22 protein-coding genes and 2 pseudogenes are annotated in these 18,385 nt (G+C 63.5%); 2 read left to right on the top strand and 22 right to left on the bottom strand.

The features are described 5' to 3' along the window. On the top strand, positions 1-261 hold a 261-nt coding region (locus QZ498_RS15905), incomplete at its 5' end, for a TraR/DksA C4-type zinc finger protein (RefSeq protein WP_294624004.1). On the opposite strand, the gene QZ498_RS15900 is transcribed toward QZ498_RS15905, so the two are convergent. From QZ498_RS15900 to QZ498_RS15830, 15 genes and pseudogenes are all read right to left on the bottom strand, one after another. Continuing rightward, positions 258-4,256, bottom strand: a complete 3,999-nt coding sequence (locus QZ498_RS15900; RefSeq protein WP_294624003.1) for a glycoside hydrolase/phage tail family protein — start codon at positions 4,254-4,256, stop codon at positions 258-260. The two genes, QZ498_RS15905 and QZ498_RS15900, sit on opposite strands and share 4 nt — an antisense overlap. A 15-nt stretch (positions 4,257-4,271) precedes the next feature. After that, positions 4,272-4,703 (bottom strand): peptidase, encoded by a 432-nt coding sequence (locus QZ498_RS15895; RefSeq protein WP_294624001.1) that lies wholly within the window; start codon positions 4,701-4,703, stop codon positions 4,272-4,274. Next, a pseudogene (locus QZ498_RS15890) lies at positions 4,700-5,589 on the bottom strand (DUF2163 domain-containing protein). The gene QZ498_RS15895 and the pseudogene QZ498_RS15890 overlap by 4 nt, the downstream one beginning before the upstream one ends. After that, positions 5,586-6,218 carry a DUF2460 domain-containing protein gene (locus QZ498_RS15885; RefSeq protein ID WP_294623999.1) on the bottom strand — a complete coding sequence of 211 codons (633 nt, stop codon included), beginning with the start codon at positions 6,216-6,218 and terminating at the stop codon, positions 5,586-5,588. Before QZ498_RS15885 ends, QZ498_RS15890 begins: the two are co-directional and overlap by 4 nt. A gap of 12 nt (positions 6,219-6,230) precedes the next feature. Beyond that, entirely contained in the window at positions 6,231-6,893 is a 663-nt protein-coding gene (locus tag QZ498_RS15880; protein WP_294623997.1) for a phage tail tape measure protein, read from the bottom strand. After that, complete coding sequence (locus QZ498_RS15875) at positions 6,886-7,095, bottom strand: rcc01693 family protein (protein WP_294623995.1); 210 nt, start codon at positions 7,093-7,095, stop codon at positions 6,886-6,888. The genes QZ498_RS15880 and QZ498_RS15875 overlap by 8 nt, the downstream gene beginning before the upstream one ends. Then, a complete protein-coding gene (locus QZ498_RS15870) occupies positions 7,092-7,412 on the bottom strand; it encodes a gene transfer agent family protein (protein ID WP_294623993.1) in 321 nt (106 codons plus the stop codon). Before QZ498_RS15870 ends, QZ498_RS15875 begins: the two co-directional genes overlap by 4 nt. A gap of 4 nt (positions 7,413-7,416) precedes the next feature. After that, complete coding sequence (locus tag QZ498_RS15865) at positions 7,417-7,830, bottom strand: phage major tail protein, TP901-1 family (protein WP_294623991.1); 414 nt, start codon at positions 7,828-7,830, stop codon at positions 7,417-7,419. Between the two features lie 26 nt (positions 7,831-7,856). Further along, positions 7,857-8,270 (bottom strand): DUF3168 domain-containing protein, encoded by a 414-nt coding sequence (locus QZ498_RS15860; protein ID WP_294623990.1) that lies wholly within the window; start codon positions 8,268-8,270, stop codon positions 7,857-7,859. After that, positions 8,267-8,605 (bottom strand): phage head closure protein, encoded by a 339-nt coding sequence (locus QZ498_RS15855; RefSeq protein ID WP_294623988.1) that lies wholly within the window; start codon positions 8,603-8,605, stop codon positions 8,267-8,269. Before QZ498_RS15855 ends, QZ498_RS15860 begins: the two co-directional genes overlap by 4 nt. Further along, positions 8,605-9,204 (bottom strand): head-tail connector protein, encoded by a 600-nt coding sequence (locus QZ498_RS15850; protein ID WP_294623986.1) that lies wholly within the window; start codon positions 9,202-9,204, stop codon positions 8,605-8,607. The genes QZ498_RS15855 and QZ498_RS15850 overlap by 1 nt, the downstream gene beginning before the upstream one ends. Positions 9,205-9,357: 153 nt before the next feature. Beyond that, the gene (locus QZ498_RS15845; protein WP_294623984.1) at positions 9,358-10,545 is read right to left on the bottom strand and encodes a phage major capsid protein; all 1,188 of its coding nucleotides are present in this window, start codon (positions 10,543-10,545) and stop codon (positions 9,358-9,360) included. A gap of 39 nt (positions 10,546-10,584) precedes the next feature. Beyond that, positions 10,585-11,142: an HK97 family phage prohead protease gene (locus QZ498_RS15840; RefSeq protein WP_294624006.1), complete on the bottom strand. Its 558-nt coding sequence runs from the start codon at positions 11,140-11,142 to the stop codon at positions 10,585-10,587. A 44-nt stretch (positions 11,143-11,186) separates the two neighbouring features. Further along, a complete protein-coding gene (locus QZ498_RS15835; protein WP_294623982.1) occupies positions 11,187-11,432 on the bottom strand; it encodes a hypothetical protein in 246 nt (81 codons plus the stop codon). Next, positions 11,429-12,646, bottom strand: coding sequence for a phage portal protein (locus QZ498_RS15830; protein ID WP_294623980.1), 1,218 nt, complete (start codon positions 12,644-12,646; stop codon positions 11,429-11,431). The genes QZ498_RS15835 and QZ498_RS15830 overlap by 4 nt, the downstream gene beginning before the upstream one ends. Before the next feature lie 190 nt (positions 12,647-12,836). On the opposite strand from QZ498_RS15830, the gene QZ498_RS15825 reads away from it, so the two are divergent. Further along, positions 12,837-14,006 (top strand): MFS transporter, encoded by a 1,170-nt coding sequence (locus QZ498_RS15825; protein WP_294623979.1) that lies wholly within the window; start codon positions 12,837-12,839, stop codon positions 14,004-14,006. Positions 14,007-14,015: 9 nt separating this feature from the next. Here the strand turns inward: QZ498_RS15825 and QZ498_RS15820 are convergent, their stop codons facing one another. The 7 genes and pseudogenes from QZ498_RS15820 to QZ498_RS15790 form a co-directional block, all read right to left on the bottom strand. Continuing rightward, positions 14,016-15,386: a terminase family protein gene (locus QZ498_RS15820; RefSeq protein ID WP_294623977.1), complete on the bottom strand. Its 1,371-nt coding sequence runs from the start codon at positions 15,384-15,386 to the stop codon at positions 14,016-14,018. 788 nt (positions 15,387-16,174) lie between these two features. Beyond that, complete coding sequence (locus QZ498_RS15815; protein WP_294623975.1) at positions 16,175-16,381, bottom strand: cold-shock protein; 207 nt, start codon at positions 16,379-16,381, stop codon at positions 16,175-16,177. A 199-nt stretch (positions 16,382-16,580) separates the two neighbouring features. Beyond that, a complete protein-coding gene (locus tag QZ498_RS15810; RefSeq protein ID WP_294623973.1) occupies positions 16,581-16,823 on the bottom strand; it encodes a zf-TFIIB domain-containing protein in 243 nt (80 codons plus the stop codon). A 66-nt stretch (positions 16,824-16,889) separates the two neighbouring features. Beyond that, complete coding sequence (locus QZ498_RS15805; protein WP_294623971.1) at positions 16,890-17,483, bottom strand: rhodanese-like domain-containing protein; 594 nt, start codon at positions 17,481-17,483, stop codon at positions 16,890-16,892. Positions 17,484-17,506: 23 nt separating this feature from the next. Next, the gene (locus tag QZ498_RS15800) at positions 17,507-17,914 is read right to left on the bottom strand and encodes a universal stress protein (protein WP_294623969.1); all 408 of its coding nucleotides are present in this window, start codon (positions 17,912-17,914) and stop codon (positions 17,507-17,509) included. A 76-nt stretch (positions 17,915-17,990) separates the two neighbouring features. After that, positions 17,991-18,275 (bottom strand): DUF5665 domain-containing protein, encoded by a 285-nt coding sequence (locus QZ498_RS15795; protein ID WP_294623967.1) that lies wholly within the window; start codon positions 18,273-18,275, stop codon positions 17,991-17,993. Continuing rightward, a pseudogene (locus QZ498_RS15790) lies at positions 18,268-18,385 on the bottom strand (antibiotic biosynthesis monooxygenase); the annotation flags it as partial. The gene QZ498_RS15795 and the pseudogene QZ498_RS15790, both read right to left, overlap by 8 nt.

Here is an 18,385-nt window from a genome sequence, read left to right as displayed (position 1 = left end):
GGCGAAGCGGGGCAAGCCACCGTCGAACTGGATCAGCAAGCCGTCGGACGGCTCAGCCGTCAGGACGCGCTGCAAAACCAAGCCATGGCCAAGGCCACCCATGCCCGCAGACAGGTGGAAAGACAAAAACTCAAAGCCGCCCTCGCCCGGATGGACGAGGGCGAGTTCGGCTATTGCGAAGACTGCGGAGAAGAGATCGCAGCGGGCCGGTTGGAGCTTGACCCCGGTGTGACCCGCTGCGTCGTCTGCGCCAATGGCTAGGTCTCAAGCGCGATGCGCGCCCATGGCCCCGGCCCATATAGGGCCGAAAGTTGCGCAACATGCACCTCGTAGGGTCCTGTCAAACCATCGGCAGACTGTGCGGACCCTTCGTATATCCATTCAGGTACACTGACGACGTTCTCGCGCAAAACTTGGGTGCCTTGCATGACGCGTACGACATAAATCTCGCTTTCTTCGCCCAAAGGCACCTCTGGTGTATCCCAACGGTCCCCGCCAATGCGCGTTCGGCGTATCCAACTGAGGTGTTGATCCTGCCCGGCCTCACCGCTGGCCCGCAAATGCACTGGCCGCAGAGGCCGCAATCCCAAGCCATCAAAGGCAATCTGCGCATGGCTATAGGCCGGGTCATCCACAGGTCGCTGCGCCGGACCGATGCGATAGTGCCGCGACAGGCGCCGCTTTGCCTCGGGCATGTCAATCTGCCGAGGGCTGCCATCTAGCCGCACCACGATAGACCCGACGGGCCAGATATGCCCCGGCTCTACCTCGGTGCCCAACTGCCCGCGCAAGCGATGCGACAGTACGTAAGTCTCAGGTGCGACCAGTTCGGCATCGCGAAACTGGAAAAGTTCCCACCCGCCGGGCGTGCCGTCCCCAATCGCACACAGGTTCCCACCGTTCAGCATCCCCTCAAGGCTGATACTTTCCAATTGTCCATAGCGCATCTTTACGAAAAGACCCGCCCCATGGTCATAGCGCCCCATCGGTGCCCAGCTTAACGGCGTTTCCGTCACCCCCACCGGCGTACGCGCCGCCAAAATTCGATTCAGCCGGTAATTGGCATCTTCGTCCGAAGCATAAAGCGCCGCCGATCCGGGCCAGGGATCCGCCATGACGGCAATATGCGGCGCATGCGGCACCTCTTCGCCAGTCATCAAGGGCAGATCAAGGAACAAAGGCGTCACAGGCACTGGCGCCACAAAGGTCCGCACCGCCCCGGCCTCCTCCTCAACCTCGATAGGGTCATAGCACTCGGGTTCAATCCGCACCGCTTCGGCCTTCTGGGCGCTTCCCATCTGCTCCACCCGGTCAATGCGATACAGGCCACGCCCACCCTCTTCAGGCACCGCGATCACATCCCCGGCCCCGGCTTCCAATTGCGACGGCGGCAAAACCAGTCGCAGGCTATCACTTGCCACCCGCGCCTCCGCCAACCACCGGGCAACGGTCTGCCGCCCCTCGGCCCGCGTCAGGGCCAAGGGCATCTCCGAGGTGGAGACCGCATGCGTCGCCTCATCCGGCAGCACACTTTCCTCGGCGATCACCTCATAATCCGCATCCGCCTCGACAAAACGCAGCCGGACCCGCCCCGCCAGTTCGGCCGCATTGCCGCGGGTTTCCTCCATGATCCCGTCCACCTCGGGATCGCGCACCAGATGATCAGGCTCGATCACATGATCCACCCGACCATCCCGCAACTCGTACCGAAGCGCACCGTCCCGCTCGACCGCATCCACCCCATGCCGCAGCATCAAGGGCTGCATCGCGCCACGCGCCTCGCCGATCTGGTCCACCAGATAGCCACGCACAAGCCCATGCACCGCGCCACTATCACCATGGCGCAACCCGGCCCGCTCACCGATTTCATCCAGAACCGACGGCAAGGTTCGCGCCGACATTCGCCCATTCAACCAATGCCCCCGCGCATAGTTGGCTCCATCCGACCAAAGCCCACGATTGTTTGGAAAAAACGGAAAAGGCCGCGCATCCCACGCCCAGGCACAGCTATGCGCCCAATCGACCATAGGCCCGTCATACTCCTCAGAAACAGGGTTCCGCGCAGGGTCAGTCCAGTACCCTGCCATGGCGCGCAGATACTGGAACTGCATCAACTCATCGCGCCGCCCGTTGGAATGACGCGGCAGGCTGGATTCCGAGGATTTGGGATCAAGGAATTTATTGGGCTGATTGCTCCCCTTGTCGATCGCCGCACAACCGTACTCGGCGAAGCGGATGGGCTTGGACATCGGCACCCAATCGGTGGGCATCTCCGCTCGAACACCGCCTACTCGCTCATGATGCACATTGGCCCACCAATTGCGAATATCCTTGAACCGCCAAATCCACGGCTCACCATGGTCCTCGTCGGTGATCGGTGTGCGGATCTGCGCCGCGCGGGCTTCGGGCGAATGGTAATACCAATCATAGCCCTCGCCGCCCTCGATATTGCCCTGCAAATACTCCAGATCATAGATCGACCCAGCCGCGGCATCGGCATGATCATCGCCATCCCGCCAATCGCTCAGCGGCATGTAATTGTCGATCCCGATGAAGTCGATGTTGTCATCTGCCCAAAGCGGATCAAGATGGAAAAACCGGTCGCCATTGCCCGGTTGATAGCCGAAATATTCCGTCCAATCAGCGGCATAGCCAATCTTTACCTCCGGCCCTAAGAGCTCGCGCACCTCAGCGGCCAAAGCAATCAACTGCTGCACGGCGGGAAAGGAATTGCCCGCGCCGCGCAACTGCGTCAGCCCACGCATTTCCGACCCGATACAAAAACTCTCAACACCGCCCGCTGCCTTGCAAAGCGCCGCCTGATGCAAGATGAACCGGCGATACCCCCACTCCTCCGGGCCGCTATAGACCACCGGGCTTTGGCTCACCGGGCCGTCGTAGATGATGAAATCGAAGGCTCCATTACCCCCCGTACCACCGCTCTCGGAATGTCCCCCAACCGCGAAATCCGACGCCTGCGCCGTGCCGAAAAACGCCGCCACCTGCGCCTCGGCCTCCGCCGTGCCGTCGGGGCTGCCGTCCTGCCCCGGCGCAAGCGCCCCGGTGATCCGCCCACGCCACGGCAAGGCGGGCTGTTCATCAGCACCATATGGATCCGGCAGACCATTCCCCGCCATCTGCTGCATCAGGATGAAGGGATAGTACATCACATCCTGCCCGGCTTCTTTCAGCGCCACAATCGCCTCAACCACCGAAGCGTCAGCAGGCGTGCCACCATAAACCGGGCGATCCTCGGCATCGCGCGCCACCACCGGCGCAGCTTGCCGGTTCAACCCAGACACCTGCCACGGCATATTGGCAGCATCAAACTCCTGCTGCTCCACCATGGGCCGGATCAAGCATTCCCCACAGCGTAGGTCATCGCCAATCCAACTCACAATCAATGACGTGGTCCCACAGGCTGGCAATTCCCCCTCTAGGCTGTCCAGCGACGTCAAAAAATCCGCCTTGCCCGAGGGCGTGTTCACATTGGCCAACCCCGTGGAGCCAAAGCCGAAGTCCATCCGCACCGGCGTTGTGGCAAGCGCATATTCACCACTGCCCGGCAACATCGCCACGCCACGCATCCCCTGCACAGGGTCCAGATCAGCGCCCTCGGCGCCTTGCTGCGCCGGGCGACATACCTCGAAACTGAACTGCGGCACCCGGTTGCCATAGGCCCCAAGCTCCAGATCCTCGATCACCACATAGGCTGTACCGCGATAGGCAGGCACCGTGCCCGCCCCCTCAACCGCCTCCATGCGCGGATCGGGCATCTGATCCCGCGTCCCGCGATAGACCCGCATGTTCAGATCATCGCGCGCAATCTCCGTGCCATCGGCCCAAACGCGCCCCACATGCGAAATCTCCCCCTCACAAAGGGCAATCGCCAGACTCACCGAATAGCTGTAGTCGGCCTGCGTGGGTGTGCGAGCTGCGCTCCCCTTGCCACCGCCGCCCCCTGTTATGGTCACCGTTTCCAGAAACTCCGTGGCCCAGATTACCTGACCTGATACCCGCATCCGGCCAAAGACCTGCGCCACCGCGTCGCCCTCGCCCGCACCCGTAAGGCGCAGGCGGTTGACACGGCCCGTTTCTACCACCTCGGATCCCTGCCCCATCAACCGCTGGTCGATGGATCGCCCGATAACCGCACCCGCAAATCGGCCCACAGCGGCCATCGACAGACCCAAAACCGAGCCCCCGACCGAGCCGCCAATCGCCGCCCCCGCCGCCGAAAGAATGATCGTCGCCATGCCTGCTACCCCTTCCTATGGAAATTCAAATCGCGCCACGATGCGACGCCGCCATGGCGGCGTCAGCGGGCTTTCAACCACCGCTTGCCCCGAATAAGCATGAATGAACGTGGCCTGCGCGCCGATGCGGCCCGCCACCCCCAGATGCTTGGCCACCCCCTGCGCCCGCATCCGGAACAAAAGCACATCACCCGGCGCCTCATCGCCCAAGGGCTTGGCCCGCAAATGCCGCGCCGCCGCGCGCCACAATTGTTCATCCCCGGCAGGCTCCGACCAATCCATCGTATAGGCCGGCACCGCCTCGGGTTCCGCGCCCAACACCTCGCGCCAAAGCCCCCGCAACAGCCCAAGGCAATCGCACCCCGCCCCCTTGCACGAAGCCTGATGCCGGTAAGGCGTACCCAGCCATGCCCGCGCGGCCTGCACGATCTTATCCCCCCGGCTCATCCCCTGCGGCTCCCGCCATCCAAACGGCCTGCCCGCGCCGGGTCAGTGATTGTCCAATCATCACCGGGAATGTCAGGAAACCCTTGAAAGTTCAGATAGTTGTTGAACTTCAACCGGCAGGTCTCGCCGCGCTTGTCGCACCCCGCGATCAGGCGCAGGGCATCGCCCGCCTCAATCGGCGCACGCAACGGCTCCCACAGTTCAATCACCCGCGCATTCGCCTCCTGCACATCACTCTTGATCGGCCCAGACAACCCTTCGGCCCCGCCACTCTCCATACGCAAAAGCCCATGCCGGAACCAAGCAGGCGCGAAGCCCGCCAACTCGGCAAAGCGGAACACCCGCCGATCCTCGACCTCTTCAACCACGGTTTCGGCAAAATACCCCGGAGTCGTCACATCGAACCCACAGGCCGCATCGCCCAAGACCGCGTGCACGGCTTCTGGTACACCCGTCCAACGGGCCGGTTCAAAACATCCGTCAACCCCCGCAACTCGGCCTCAAAGGCCCCACCGGCACGGCGCAACTCGCCAATGCTGCCGCGAAATTGCAACTGTCGTTGGTCAACATCGGCCCAATTGACCAGCCACGCGCGCACCTCGGCGCCGTCATACCGCCCCGCCTCGATATCCGCCTCGCGGATCGCAGCATCGCTCAGCGCGCCCAAGGCCTCGGTATTGTCCACCGACAACCCAGTGCTTTGCTGCAAAGCCAAGGCGCTTAACCCTGTGTCAGCCTTGAAGGCGATCCCCTCAAACGCCAGCCCGCAATCATGATCGGTAAAGCCCAGCGTCACGCCATCCGACCGCGTCACCGCCCAACACCGGCAAGTCGTCGTCACACCAGTTTCCAAATGCGCCTTCAACCCCTCGTGCAGCCCACTCATACCCGGACCTCCACGATCGGCACATTCGGTGCATCGCCTGCCTGAAAACTGGCAAGCGAAGTCTGGATGCGATCAATGTCAAACCGCACCGGCACGTCAAACTCGAACCCGGCGGTGATCTCGACACCCGCATTCGGCGGATGGGCAAACCGGATCACCCCGGTCTCAGTATCCACCTCGTAATGCACGCCCTCCTGCTGCTCATCGCCGCCAAGGCCCACGCGCACCGTCCCTGCCACCGGCTTGGTGATGGGCCGCTCATAAACCTGCCCGCCGGATCGGTACTGCTTGACCAGTTGAAAATCGCTGGTCACATCATCGCCCACGGCAATCACCTGATCGTCATACCCCACCTCGGCCCGCGCCCCGCAGGATTTGTAATCGGTCCAATCCTTCCAGCGGAACCCATAGATCTGCCCCTGCCGCGCCTCGAAAAAGGCAATCAGCGTTTCAATATCGTCCAAGCTGCGCATCGCCACGCCCGCGTCATAGCGGCGACGCGAATGCCGCCACGGCGTGTTGCGCTCCTCGAACCCATTGGCCAGCGTCACAACATCCGTGTGCCGCTCCGGCCCCCCGATTGAGCCAAAGCTCAGGCTTGCGGGGAAACGTACCTCGTGAAAATTCATCGCTCACCCTCCTTAGCGGTTGCGCGCGCCGCGCCCGATGGCCCGGCCCAATTCGGCAGCGATCTGTCCTTTCGAGCGGCGGAAGCCCTCGGCATCCGGGCTTGAGATGTTCATCACCACATTGACCGGAGCACCACCGCCGCGCGCCTGCACGCCCAGCTTGCCATCAGGCCCGCGCGACAGCGGCATGATCGCCTCCGGCCCCGCTTCGCCCATCAAGCCGGTGCCGTTGCGCATCGGAAAGGTCACAGGCCCGCTGACAATCCCGCCACTGGCAAAGGGCTGCACCCGGCCTTGAGAAAAGGCGCCCCCCTTCTCAAACGGAAACAGCCCCGACATCAGGCCGCCCACCCCTTGGGCCAGCAACCCGCCGACATGCTCTGTCACCGGCTCCACGGCCGAATTGAAGGCCGCGTTGATCATTGAATTGGCCATATTCTCAAGCGCTTGGGACAGGCTGTCCCCATGCACCACAGCGCCGCGAATGGCGCGGGTCAGGCCCCGGCTCATCCCCCGTTCCAGCGTCGCCACATCTTGCCCCGTTTCGGCGAAACTCTCGCGCACCCGGGCAAGTTCGGCGTTGAACGCCGCAGCCATCCCGGCGGTCTGCCCAAGGGTTTCGTCCAGCGCCTCAACCTGCGCGTCCAGATCATCCAATCGTTCCACGTCATCCATCCTTTTTTGTCTTCGGCACATCGGGGAAATCCGCCATCAAGGCCTCAAGCCCCCCACGCCGCAAGGGCGCAATCCCGGCCTGCGTGCCCAGCATCACCTCCAACTCCGCCGGCGTCAGCGCCCAGAACTCATGCGGCCGCAAGCCCAGCCCGCGCATCCCCGCCTGCATCAAGGCGGGCCAATCAAACCGCGCCGCTTTCATGCCCCCTCCGGTGCCATGAAGGCCCGCGCCAGCAATTCCGCGGCGGCCCGGGCGGCGCCCATGGCCCCGCCCTCGATCTCGGCGCTCAGCAGGTCCGCAGCCTGCCCCCGCCAACCGCCCCCGCGCAGCCCCGCCACGATCAGGCGCAGCACATCGCGGCTGGAAAACGCGCCGCTTTCAAAGCGCTCCACCATGCCCAGCAGACTGTCGCCCTCAAGGCCCGCTTCCAGCTCCGCCAAGGCCCCGAGGGTCAGCTTCATCACATGCCGCTGCCCGTCGATCACCAAGGCCACCTCACCTGCATAGGGGTTCGCCATCGGATCAGGCCGCCGTGAAGGTCAACTGCCCAGCCGAGGCAAGCGACAACTCATACGTCGCCTCGCCATCATGGGTGCCCGCATATTCAATGGCGCTCACCTGAAACGGCCCCTCGACCACCCCGAAATCCGGGATCACCACCTGGAAATCCGGGGTCTCGCCGTCAAAGAAAATCTGCCGCGCGCGTTCGTCGCTCGCCTCGTCGCGGAAAATCCCCGATCCGCTGATCGAGGCCGATTTGACGCCCGCGCCCGACAGCAACTCGCGCCAGCCGCCCGCGCTTTCAAGGCTGGTGACATCCACGCTTTCCGCGTTGAAACTGATGCGCGTCGCCCGAAGGCCCGCCACCGTCTGAAAATTGCCGTCGCTGGTCAGGTCGATCTTGACCAACAGGTCCTTACCGTTTTGAACTGCCATGGTTCATCTCCCGTGAAATCAATGGGTTAAAGGGTGTCGTCCACACGCGCGCGAAAGGTCAGGTCGATCCGGCGAACATCCCCGGCCCCCTCCCGCCGCGCCCGCGCACGATAGAAATGCAAGGCCGCCAAGCGCCCCCGCGAAAGGCTCAATTGCGCGTCTGTCAGGGCATCGCTCACCGCCGCCGCCACCTCCTTCGCGCCGTGAAACCCGGCCTCCGAGGTGACCACCGACAGCGTCACCCGATGCCACGCGCCACCGCCCGTGCCATCGCCACGCTCGCGCACATCTTCGGGGCCAAGCGTGACATAGGTTTCCGGCAATGGCCCCGAGGGCAGCGCGTCGAAAATCGCATCGCCCACCAGCGCGCCAAGGCCCGCATCCGCCGCCAAATGCTGATAAATCGCCGCTTGTAGGGCCGCCGCCGCACCATAGCTCATAGGCCCACCTCCTCTTCGCAAAAGCAGGTCAGGAACCGCGCCGCCGCGTCCCGCTCGGCCACCGCCTCAATCCGCAAAATCCGCGTGCCATCGCGAAACCGCTGGCCCGCTTGCGGTCGCGATGGCGCGCCCAAGGGTGCCGCCCGCACCGTCACCCGAAACCCCGTGGCCGACACGGCCCCGCCTTCCCCGGCCCGGTCGCGCCCCGTGCGCGCCCGCACCTCGGCCCAAAGCGTGCCCCGCGCGGTCCATGTCTCCTCATGGCCACCCGCGCCATCGCTGACGCGCTCAGCACTTTCCAAAACCAGCGGTCGGTTCAAATGCACCCGGCCCATCACGCACCGCCCCCGGCCATCAGCCGCACGGTGCGATAGCGCTCGATCAGGCTTGTCACCCCAAAGGGCATGCAGCCATCACCAAGCGCGGTTTCATGCCGGTACTCATAGTAATGCGCCGCCAGCAAAAGCACCGCCTGCGCCAAATCAGCGGGCAAGCTCGCCCAATCCGGCGCATACCCGGCGCTCAACTGCACCTCCGCCACGCCCCCCTCGGGGATCGCGGGCAGCACCGTGCCACTCGGGCGCAACACAGGCCGATGCGCATCCGGTTCAAGCCGGTACATTGCAGGCGCAATCACCTCTTCCTCTTCATCCCGGTTGCGCAACAAAAGCTGCGTCACCGCCGTGACCGGCGCCACCGGAAGGGGTTGCCCCCCCGCCGCGCGCCACCGCGTCACGGTCCAGGAAAACCCCCGCTCGATCAAAACCTTGCCGGTGCGCGCCTCGATCGCCGCCATGGCCGCCCGCAGAAACCCCATCAAAACAGGCTCCTGCACATCGCCATCGGCAAACCCGGTGCCCAGCCGCAGATGCGCCTTGAACTCTTCCACCGGAAGCGCCGCATCGGGCAAGGTGGTCTCTTCGATCAACATCATGGACTCTCTCCACACATCCCAATCCCCTCCGGTGGTTCAGGCGCGCGCAGCCTCACGTTGCTCGTCCGAAGGGGAGCAGCTGGACAACGCAAATCGCGGCAAAACGCGCGCCACGGACGGGGGCAGCGCGGCCCCCGCCCCATCGCTCACCCCTTACGAGATGGCGAATTTCAACAGCTTGATCGCCGCGAAATCGCTCACGTCGCCGCCGACGCGCTTGGTGGCATAGAACAGGACATGCGGCGTGGCGCTGAAGGGATCGCGCAGCACGCGCAGGTCCGGGCGCTCGGCCACGGTGTAGCCCGCGTTGAAATCGCCAAAGGCAATGGCATCCGCACCGGTCGCAATATCGGGCATGTCCTCGGCAATCAGCACCGGATACCCCATCAGGCGCGCAGGTTCCCCGGCGGCCAAACCATCGGACCACAGGAAACGCCCGTCATTGTCCTTCAGCTTGCGCACGGCCCCGGCGGTTTTCGAATTCATCACGAAAGCCGCATTGGCCCGGTACTGCGCGCCTAGCGCATAGACCAGGTCGATGATCGCCTCGGCCCCGCCGAAATCGCCATCCACACCCGTGGGCACATAACCAAGGTTGCCCCAGGTCCAGACATCATTGTCGACACTGGGATGGGTCATAAAACCGGTGGGCTTATCCACACCATCTCCATTGATGAAAGCATCCGCCTCGGCACGGGCGAACTTGTCGGCAATCCGGCCAGCAAGCCAGCCTTCGATGTCAAAGGCACTGTCATCCAACAGGCGTTGGCTGGCCTTGGGCAGCGCCGAAAGCTCGTGCAGCGGGATGGTGATCCGGTCAATCGTGGGCGTGCCGGTCTCGGTGGTGGGGTCACTTTCCGTGGCCCAGCCATGGCCCACATCCGTGTGGTCGATCAGTACGTCAAAACTGGTCGCTTCCACCTGCACCACATTGGCAATCGCCCGGATCGACGCGGTCGAGGCCAGAACGCTTTTCACGCTCTCGGCGGTCTGCGGATCCACCAGATAGCCGCCATCGCCCGCCACGGCGGTGCTCATCGCCTTGCCTTCCAGTTCCAGGCCGCGCAGGCCATCGTCATCGCCACTGCGCAGATAGGCATCAAAGGCCTTCTGATGCGGGGCCTCGCCCGCATCCGCCGCCGCCAGAACCGGGCGCGCCGCAGCCGCCCCCATGGATTTACGCTCAAACTTGGTCATTTTGTCATCCTGCTGTTGAAGTCGGTTTTCGATCTCGGCCCGAAAGCCTTTGAACTCGGTCATGAACCCCGCCACGGCGGACTTCACCTCATGGACCGGAGACACATCTCCCCCGGTCCGAGACTGTGCCTCGGTCTTGCTCATCGCTTGATCCCACTGTCGTTTCGGTCGTGTTGCGGCGCTCTAGCTTTGCGCCATCTCCCGGCGCGCGCCCTCAAAGGCCGCCGCCAACTCGCGCAAGGTCTGGTCCGTCTCCGGGGTCTCCCCCTTGGCCCCCACCCGCGCACTGGGCAGCATCGGGAAGGTCACCAAAGACACCTCCCAAAGCTCCAGTTCCGTCAAGAGCCGCTGGCCCTTGTCATTCTTCGTGGCCTTCACCGTCCGATAGCCGATGGAAAGCCCGTCAATCGCGCCCGCAGCAATCAAGGCAGCAGCCTCACGGGCGCGTTCCACGCCCTCCAGCAATCGGCCCTTCACATAAAGGCCCTTGCCATCCTCGCGCACCTCGTCCCACACGCCAATCGGCTGCGCCGGATCATGCTGCCACAGCATCTTCACCGCGCGCCCCTCGCTATTCAGCTTGGTCAAAGACGCGCCATAGGCCCCCTTGGCCACCACGTCACCGCCCCGATCACGGCTACCGAACAGGCTGGCATAGCCTTCGATCACGGCCCCGTCGCTCACGGTGATCTCCTCACCCAATCGGCAGAACTTATGTTCCAAGCCCCATTGCTCCTGCATCTCGCTCATCCTTTTCTCATCCCCATGATCAAACCTGCGCGCCCTCACGGCATCGCCGCCAACAAAGGCTGAAACGCCTGCACCAGGATCGCGCCCACCACGCCGTAAACCGCCAGCCAAAGCCGCTTTTCCAGCCGCTCCAACATCTCCTCGATCTTCTCCAAACGATGCACCATGGCCTCGTTTTGCAGCTTCGAGACCCGCTCATGCGCCTCCAGCCGCAGCGCCGGCGCACAATCGAAGGCCTCAAAGCCATAGCGTGCGCCCTCGTCCCCCATCGGTGGGCTCATGCCTCCTCCTCATCCGTCATGTCCGCTTCGGCCACTTCACCGTCGGCCAAGGGCGGCAGGCCCAGCATCCGGCGCTTTTCTTCCCGGCTCAGGAAATCGGCACCGGCCACGCGCCGCCATTGCGCCTCGCGCTCATGCGCCAGTGCCGTCACCTGCTCGATATCCGGCCGCATCTCGATCACCTCGCCGGTATAGCGCCCCAGCCAATGCGCAAGGCTCCCCGCCACGCGCCCCGCCATAGGCAACACCGTCAGGCGGTAAAACGCCCGGTTCGCCTCCTGGTAATTGGCATAGGTCGCATCGCCCGGTATCCCCAACAACATCGGCGGCACCCCGAAGGCCAGTGCGATCTCCCGCGCCGCCGCCTCCTTGCTTTTCTGAAACTCCATATCTGAAGGGCTGAACCCCATGGGCTTCCAATCCAGCCCCCCTTCCAACAGCATCGGCCGCCCGGCATTGCGCGCGCCTTGATGATGGCTCTCCATCTCGCTCACCAGACGGTCATATTGATCGGTCGAAAGCGTCCCCTGCCCCTCGGCCCCGCGATAGACAATCGCCCCCGAAGGCCGCGCCGCATTGTCCAGCAAAGCCTTAGACCACCGGCTCGCCGCGTTATGCACGTCCAAAGCCTGCGCGGCCGCCTGCAAGGGCGAGAGCCCATAATGATCATCCTGCGGATGAAACCCCTTCACATGGCACACGGGCGAAATCCCGTCCTCCACCGCAAAGCGATGCTTGCGCCCGCCCACGGCATATTCATAGCCCACCGGCCAGCCATCACTGCCCGGCACCACGCTCATCCGGTCCGAGCGCAGCACATGCAGCTCCACCGGCACAGCGCCCGGCGCACCCACCGCCTCGACATAGGCATTGCCGGTCAGGATCAGCTGCGCATAAAGCGCCTCCAGCATCTCACCGCCCGCCTGCGCCCCATTTGGCCGCGCCAACAACGCCTTCAAAGGATGCGCCTCATAGGACCCCTCGGCCCCGGCCAAAACCATCGGCAAGCCCGCACAGGCCTCCGCCACCAGCTTGACACAGCGATGCACCACCGGGTTCCCGGCATAGCCCGTCCGCGTCAGCGAGACCGTATCGCGCGGGCTCCAGGCCACGCGCCCCGCCCCATGCCACGCCATCACCGGCGCCGCGGCACTTGCCTTTTGTTCCGGCGCTGCGGGCTCTGCCCCGCCCTGTCTGAAGAAATCCAGTATCATTCTCGGCTCCACTCCTTGGCTCTGCCCGCCTTCCGCGTCGTCGAAAGCCAACAGACACCCAAAGGTTTATGAAAGCTTTACCAAGGCGTACGCTGCCCCGCCCCGGCACAGCGCAGGCAAGGAACCCAGCCCTTTTCGATATAGAAACAGATGCTTACGTCTTGGGTCTAAAGGCCCAAGGAGGCGCGGGATGGCCCCATTCTGGAAACTCTCACTTGCTGGATTCGCGGCAACGGCCATCACCTTTGGCCCCGCGCGCATGGGGTTCGGGCTGTTCCTGCCCCAGTTCCGCGATAGCTTCGACCTCACCAGCACCACCGCCGGTCTGCTCTCGGGGCTTGGCTTCATGGGGTTCTTCGCAGGGCTTTTGATCGCGCAACACCTCACGTCGCACAATGGTCCGCGCCGCGCCGTGCTCACAGGCCTTGCCGCCGCGACACTGGGCCTCGCCACCGTGGCCCTCGCCCAAAATACAGCCCAGCTTGCCATGGGCGTCTTTCTCGCCTTGTCGAGCGCCGGGTTTTCCTGGGCCCCTTTCAACAATGCCGTACACCGCCAAGTCCCCTATGATACCCGCCCCGAGGCCCTCTCCGCAATCAGTACGGGCACCGGCCTCGGCGTGGCCCTCGCAGGCCTCCTCGCCCTCGCAATGGCCCAAAGCGGCCTGTCATGGCAAATGTGCTGGGCTCTCTTCGCGGCACTGGGCGCATTGGCCTTTCTCGCAAATATCCCGGCCCTGCGCGACACCGCAGGCTCCCCCGGCCCGGGCCAACCGCCCGATTGGTCGGTGCTCAGGATGCGCGCGGCAGGGCCGCTTTTCGCCATCGCCCTGTCGCAAGGGGTGACCTCGGCCACCTTCATCTCATTTGCCGCAGACAGGGTCGCACAGACAGGCCCGCTTCCCGGACTGGCCCAAGGCCTCGCCCCCGCCGTGGTCTTCACTGTCTATGGTGTGCTGGGGCTGGCCGGGCTCTTCACCGACCACATCAAGGCGCGCACCGGCCTGGCCTGGCTCGTCCGCCTCTTGCTTTGGGCCAGCGCACTCTCGCTGGCCCTCGTGGCGCTTGCACCGGCGCATTGGGCCGGGGTGCTCTTCGCCGCCGGCCTGCAAGGCGCCAATGTCATGATGATGAGTGCGGTTCTCGCCTTCTGGTCGGAACGCCTTTTTCCAAGCCAACCCTCGGTCAGCTTCACAGCCGTGCTGCTTGCCGTCGCCGCAGGCAGTGTTCTTGGCCCAACACTGGCAGGGGCCGCATCCGATACACTCGGACCGGCCCCCATGTTCCTGATCGCGGCCCTTCTGCCCCTGATCCTGTCGCTCGTCACAGGCCCAAAAAGGATTGTCGAACGCTTCGAATAGGGCCTGCCATCACACGGCGCGCACCCTCGGACGCCGCCACTTGGCCGCCGGCACGATCATCAATTCATGCAAGGCCCAGACCAGCGCATCCACCCGATCCGGGCTGCCCTTGCCCTCGTACCCCTGCGCCGTCATCGCACACATCTGGTCCTCCAGATCACCCAAGCCCCGCGCATGGAACACGCGCCGCTGCTCGTACAATGCCGCCACAGGCTCAGCACGGGCCACCTTGCCCCGGCTGGCATGCACGGACTTCACCGGCACCAGCGGGTCCACCTGCCGGATGACCTGCTCCACCAGATCACCGCCCTGGTTCACCTCGGCCACCAAGCGCTCGGCCCCGAACTGCTCCATGGCGCGAATGGCGGCATTGGCCCAAGACGCAGGGCTCGCCGCCCCGATGCTGCAATCGGCCAGGACATAAGCCCGCCAATCCTGCACCGGGCCTTGGGTGACGGCCCCCGCCACCACGATCCCGCATTCGTCCGATCCCTCGCGCCCGGTCACCGGCGGATCAATCGCCACCACCACCCGGTCCATCTCGGGCAGGTCATCCACCTGCAAGGCCTCCAACAGTCGCGTGGTCCAAAGCGCGCCCTCGGCTTCATCAAGAAGCACGCCCTCCAACTCCTGACGCCCCAAACGCGTCCCGGCATAGCGCGTGCGCACCTCATCCAGGAAACTCTGCGCCAGATAGGCGCTGTTGGCCTCGGTGGGCGCAGAGGTCACAACCGTGCTCTCTTGACCCAGCAACTCCTTCAACACCCCAACATTGCGCGGCGTGGTGGTCACGCACACCTGCGGATGCTCGCCAAGGCGCAACCCGAACTGCAACATATCCCATGTCTCGCGCGCCTTCTTCCACTTGGCCAGCTCATCCACCCAAGCGCCGTCAAACTGCGGCCCGCGCAGGGCCTCGGGGTCATGCGCGGAAAACACCTGCGCCGTGGCCCCGTTGTGCCAAAGCAAACGCTTGCGCGTCGGCTGCCACACCGGGCGGCGGTCCGGCGGCGAACAGGCCATGATCCCGCTTTCGCCAAAGATCATCACATCGCGCACCTGATCCATGGTCTCACCCACAAGCGCCAACCGCTTGCAGCGCCCCGGCGCAAGCGGCGTCGCGCCCTCCACCTGCGCGCGCACCCACTCAGCCCCAGCGCGGGTTTTCCCCGCGCCGCGCCCCCCCATGATGACCCACGCCCGCCAATCGCCCTCGGGCGGCAATTGGTGCTCCAGCGCCCAGAACTCGAAAATATATGGCAGCGCCAGAAGCTCACCTTCGCCCAACGCATCTAGGAACTCGTCCTGAGCATCTGGCCCTTCTGAGGCGATCCAGGCGGCACCCGATCGCAGCTCGTGCTGCGTCGAAGTCGAGGGCATAGTCGTGGACGATCCCCTTTTCTTTTTTCCGATGCTTTTCAAGTTGCACCTCCGCTTCCAAGGCGATCTTCAACCATTGCCGAATTTCGGCAGTGGCCTTCGCGCCATCCTTCAAATTGCTCAGATCCCCGGCCCTGAGCTGTTCGTATTTTTCCTCCAACTCCTGCCGCATGTCCGCCAACTGGCGCTCCAGCGACCGGATCGAAGTCGTCAGGCCCGTGGGCCCGTCGTCTGGGGTGATCAAGACCATGTTCGCTCTGCCTCATGTTGCCTATCCCTTCCCCGTACGAGAGAGGCAGCAACCCGCCCCTTCCAGCAGGATCGGTTATCTTAGCGAAAGGTTAAGAGGTGGTAGGCAGGGCGCGCGGTGGGCGTTGCGCACCTTGGCGAAACCGTTTCCTTCAAAGCCGCCCCTGCGAAACGGGGCATATCCGGACAGGATGCGTCTCGACATCGGAGAGGTTTTGGGGTGTTTGGCCGAGACCGGCGCGGTGTCGACCTACGGGGTGGGGCTGTGGTGCGGCCAGTCGGTCAGGTCTTCCATATCATCAAGCGCCAGCAGAGCGGGATGGCCAAACACCTCATGCGGCGTGAATGGCGCGGGTTGGCTCGCAAAGCCCTGTCTCGTGCCAAAGCATAGCAAGCGAATTCAATCCCAAGGCTCCCAATCGGCTTTCGCAGAGGTCTGTGAAAAGATCGCAGCCCCACCTTAAACCATTCGCATCAAACACAAAAAAGCGCGGCTCCCTTTCGGGAACCGCGCCAAATCTCACGTCGCGAGCTGGCGTTTAGGCCAGGGCGAGGTTCGTTGCGCTTTCGCGGCCGTCACGGCCCGCTTCCACGTCAAACGTCACTTTCTGGTCGTCGGCCAGACCGGTCAGGCCCGAACGCTCAACGGCAGAGATATGAACGAAGACGTCCTTGCCACCAGTTTCCGGTGCAATGAAGCCATAACCTTTGGTGGTGTTAAACCATTTTACAGTGCCATTGGCCATCTGTCAGTTTCCTTATCATATATGCCGCTCGCATCATGCAGCGGCCCGGCAAAGCGCGTCTGGATCGAATGACTGCGTGCCGTGGAAGGAAAACAGAAAGGTCGATAGAAGGTCTTAGCCCTCTCTCTTTGACGGATCACGGACCACAAAGCAAGACAATTCTTGTGCCGTCCCACCATGGCGGGTTTATGCACAAGCCTCAGAAATCAAAGATATCTTCGATGAAATCACCAAACCCGCCGCGCTTCTTGCGCTTGTCGCCCCGGCTGCTGTCCCGCGATGCACGGTTCGCCCCCGAGGGTTCCGCCCCGCCCGATCTGTCAATGATCTTGTCCAACTCGCCCCGGTCCAACCAAACGCCCCGGCATTTCGGGCAATAATCAATCTCAACACCGGAACGCTCGGTGATCACAAGCTCTTCTCCATCCACAGGGCAGTGCATCGCGGGGGGCCTCCTTTTTCATCCAACAAAAGACGAGATGGGGGGCCTCCCGCGCTTTTCAATCCCTCAAGACGGATCAGAGACCGTCAGGCCCAGCATCCGCCATGCGGTCATCCCGCCACGGTAGTAATGGATTTTCTCGGCCGGAAACCCCGCCTCGATCATCCGCCGCGCGGCTGCCGGCGATTGCCCACACCAAGGCCCGTTGCAATAAAGGGCAACCGATTTCACGTCGTCCCCATCGCAGATAAAGCCCTCGAAATCCGGCTCACACCCCAATTCGCCCAAACGGTCGGGCGCCTCGGTGTAAGGCACGTTGACCGCGCCGGGAATCGCGCCTGTTGCGAAATCCTGCGGAATGCGCCCGTCAATCACCACCACATCGGGGTCTTGCAGAAACTCCAGCATTTCCAACTCGCCAATCGGGGTCACGCCGGGGGCGGGCACCATTGGTTGAATGCAGAAATTCGGACAAGGCCGCGAGGTCTTTGCCCACTCCCCCTCAAGCATATTGTCGTTGTCCTGAATGCGGCTGATCTCAACCGGCCCGCCGGGGGTGTCCACCGTGACCGACATCATGTCGGGCCGGATATTCACTGCCTCCTGCGCCGTGGCCGCCCCGGCCATCAGCGCAAACATCATTGCAACAAGTCGTGTCATAGTACCTCCCTTTTCACCTTAACTTATCGGATGACATGCACCGCGCAATTGGCATGCCGCACCACCTGCGCCGCCGTGCTACCCAACAGCAGATCGGCCATGCCGGGCCGGTGGCTGGCCATCACGATGCAATCCACGCCGTTGGCCTCCGCATAATCCAGAATGGTGCGCCCCGAATGGCCATCCACCACCTCCGACCGCCCATTCTTGACCCCCGAAGCCATCTCGCGCAGTTCCGTCTCAATGGCGGCACGGCTTTCCGTCAGATAATCCTGCGGAACATAGGAAATGGCATAACCCGGAATCTGTTCCATCACATGGATCAAAACAATCTCGGCCTCTCCGCCGGACAAACGATCCGCCACCTCAAGCGCACCCGCTGCATCGCGGTCATTGTCGAAGGAAACAGGCACCAGTATTTTCTTGTACATTTCAGGGGTCCTCCCGTGTTGCGATATCCTAGCATGACAGCCCGGGCCAAACCGGGCCTTGATCGACATCAGAAAGCTACTGTTCGGCGGCGGCCTCCATCTGCCGGACAATCTCTGCCGCCCACTCTCCGATCACCGGCAGCATCTCCACCTGGCTGATCGACCACACCAAGGCCGACAACAGCACCGAGGCCCCCAAAACCGTGCCCAGCCCGAAGGCCGCTCCGCGCAGGAAATTGAACCACAAGAGCTTGATGAGCGAATTGTGCAACCGCACGAAACGGTGCTTGTTCAGCCGCGCGACCTCGTGCCGAAGCGCCGCGACTTCCTCGCCCAGCTCCTTTCGAGAAGGCTCAGTCAAAGCAGGCTGTGACGTCATACATCACCGGCTCGAAACTCTTGCACAACTCGTTGATCCGCCGATTGCGCCGGCGCATCTCCTCGCTACGCAACATGGCTTGGAAATCCTCG

The sequence above is a fragment of the uncultured Roseovarius sp. genome (assembly GCF_913057115.1).
Classification (GTDB): Bacteria; Pseudomonadota; Alphaproteobacteria; order Rhodobacterales; family Rhodobacteraceae; genus Roseovarius.
Note: the sequence above shows the minus strand (reverse complement) of the source record. Positions and strands in the feature narration are given on the sequence as shown.

Bases quoted from the DNA above. Each gene is read 5' to 3' on its own strand.
- QZ498_RS15900 (WP_294624003.1), bottom strand. From the start codon at position 4,256: ATGGCGACGATCATTCTTTCGGCGGCGGGGGCGGCGATTGGCGGCTCG.
- QZ498_RS15895 (WP_294624001.1), bottom strand. From the start codon at position 4,703: ATGAGCCGGGGGGATAAGATCGTGCAGGCCGCGCGGGCATGGCTGGGT.
- QZ498_RS15885 (WP_294623999.1), bottom strand. From the start codon at position 6,218: ATGAATTTTCACGAGGTACGTTTCCCCGCAAGCCTGAGCTTTGGCTCA.
- QZ498_RS15880 (WP_294623997.1), bottom strand. From the start codon at position 6,893: ATGGATGACGTGGAACGATTGGATGATCTGGACGCGCAGGTTGAGGCG.
- QZ498_RS15875 (WP_294623995.1), bottom strand. From the start codon at position 7,095: ATGAAAGCGGCGCGGTTTGATTGGCCCGCCTTGATGCAGGCGGGGATG.
- QZ498_RS15870 (WP_294623993.1), bottom strand. From the start codon at position 7,412: ATGGCGAACCCCTATGCAGGTGAGGTGGCCTTGGTGATCGACGGGCAG.
- QZ498_RS15865 (WP_294623991.1), bottom strand. From the start codon at position 7,830: ATGGCAGTTCAAAACGGTAAGGACCTGTTGGTCAAGATCGACCTGACC.
- QZ498_RS15860 (WP_294623990.1), bottom strand. From the start codon at position 8,270: ATGAGCTATGGTGCGGCGGCGGCCCTACAAGCGGCGATTTATCAGCAT.
- QZ498_RS15855 (WP_294623988.1), bottom strand. From the start codon at position 8,605: ATGGGCCGGGTGCATTTGAACCGACCGCTGGTTTTGGAAAGTGCTGAG.
- QZ498_RS15850 (WP_294623986.1), bottom strand. From the start codon at position 9,204: ATGATGTTGATCGAAGAGACCACCTTGCCCGATGCGGCGCTTCCGGTG.
- QZ498_RS15845 (WP_294623984.1), bottom strand. From the start codon at position 10,545: ATGAGCAAGACCGAGGCACAGTCTCGGACCGGGGGAGATGTGTCTCCG.
- QZ498_RS15840 (WP_294624006.1), bottom strand. From the start codon at position 11,142: ATGCAGGAGCAATGGGGCTTGGAACATAAGTTCTGCCGATTGGGTGAG.
- QZ498_RS15835 (WP_294623982.1), bottom strand. From the start codon at position 11,432: ATGAGCCCACCGATGGGGGACGAGGGCGCACGCTATGGCTTTGAGGCC.
- QZ498_RS15830 (WP_294623980.1), bottom strand. From the start codon at position 12,646: ATGATACTGGATTTCTTCAGACAGGGCGGGGCAGAGCCCGCAGCGCCG.
- QZ498_RS15825 (WP_294623979.1), top strand. From the start codon at position 12,837: ATGGCCCCATTCTGGAAACTCTCACTTGCTGGATTCGCGGCAACGGCC.
- QZ498_RS15820 (WP_294623977.1), bottom strand. From the start codon at position 15,386: ATGCCCTCGACTTCGACGCAGCACGAGCTGCGATCGGGTGCCGCCTGG.
- QZ498_RS15815 (WP_294623975.1), bottom strand. From the start codon at position 16,381: ATGGCCAATGGCACTGTAAAATGGTTTAACACCACCAAAGGTTATGGC.
- QZ498_RS15810 (WP_294623973.1), bottom strand. From the start codon at position 16,823: ATGCACTGCCCTGTGGATGGAGAAGAGCTTGTGATCACCGAGCGTTCC.
- QZ498_RS15805 (WP_294623971.1), bottom strand. From the start codon at position 17,483: ATGACACGACTTGTTGCAATGATGTTTGCGCTGATGGCCGGGGCGGCC.
- QZ498_RS15800 (WP_294623969.1), bottom strand. From the start codon at position 17,914: ATGTACAAGAAAATACTGGTGCCTGTTTCCTTCGACAATGACCGCGAT.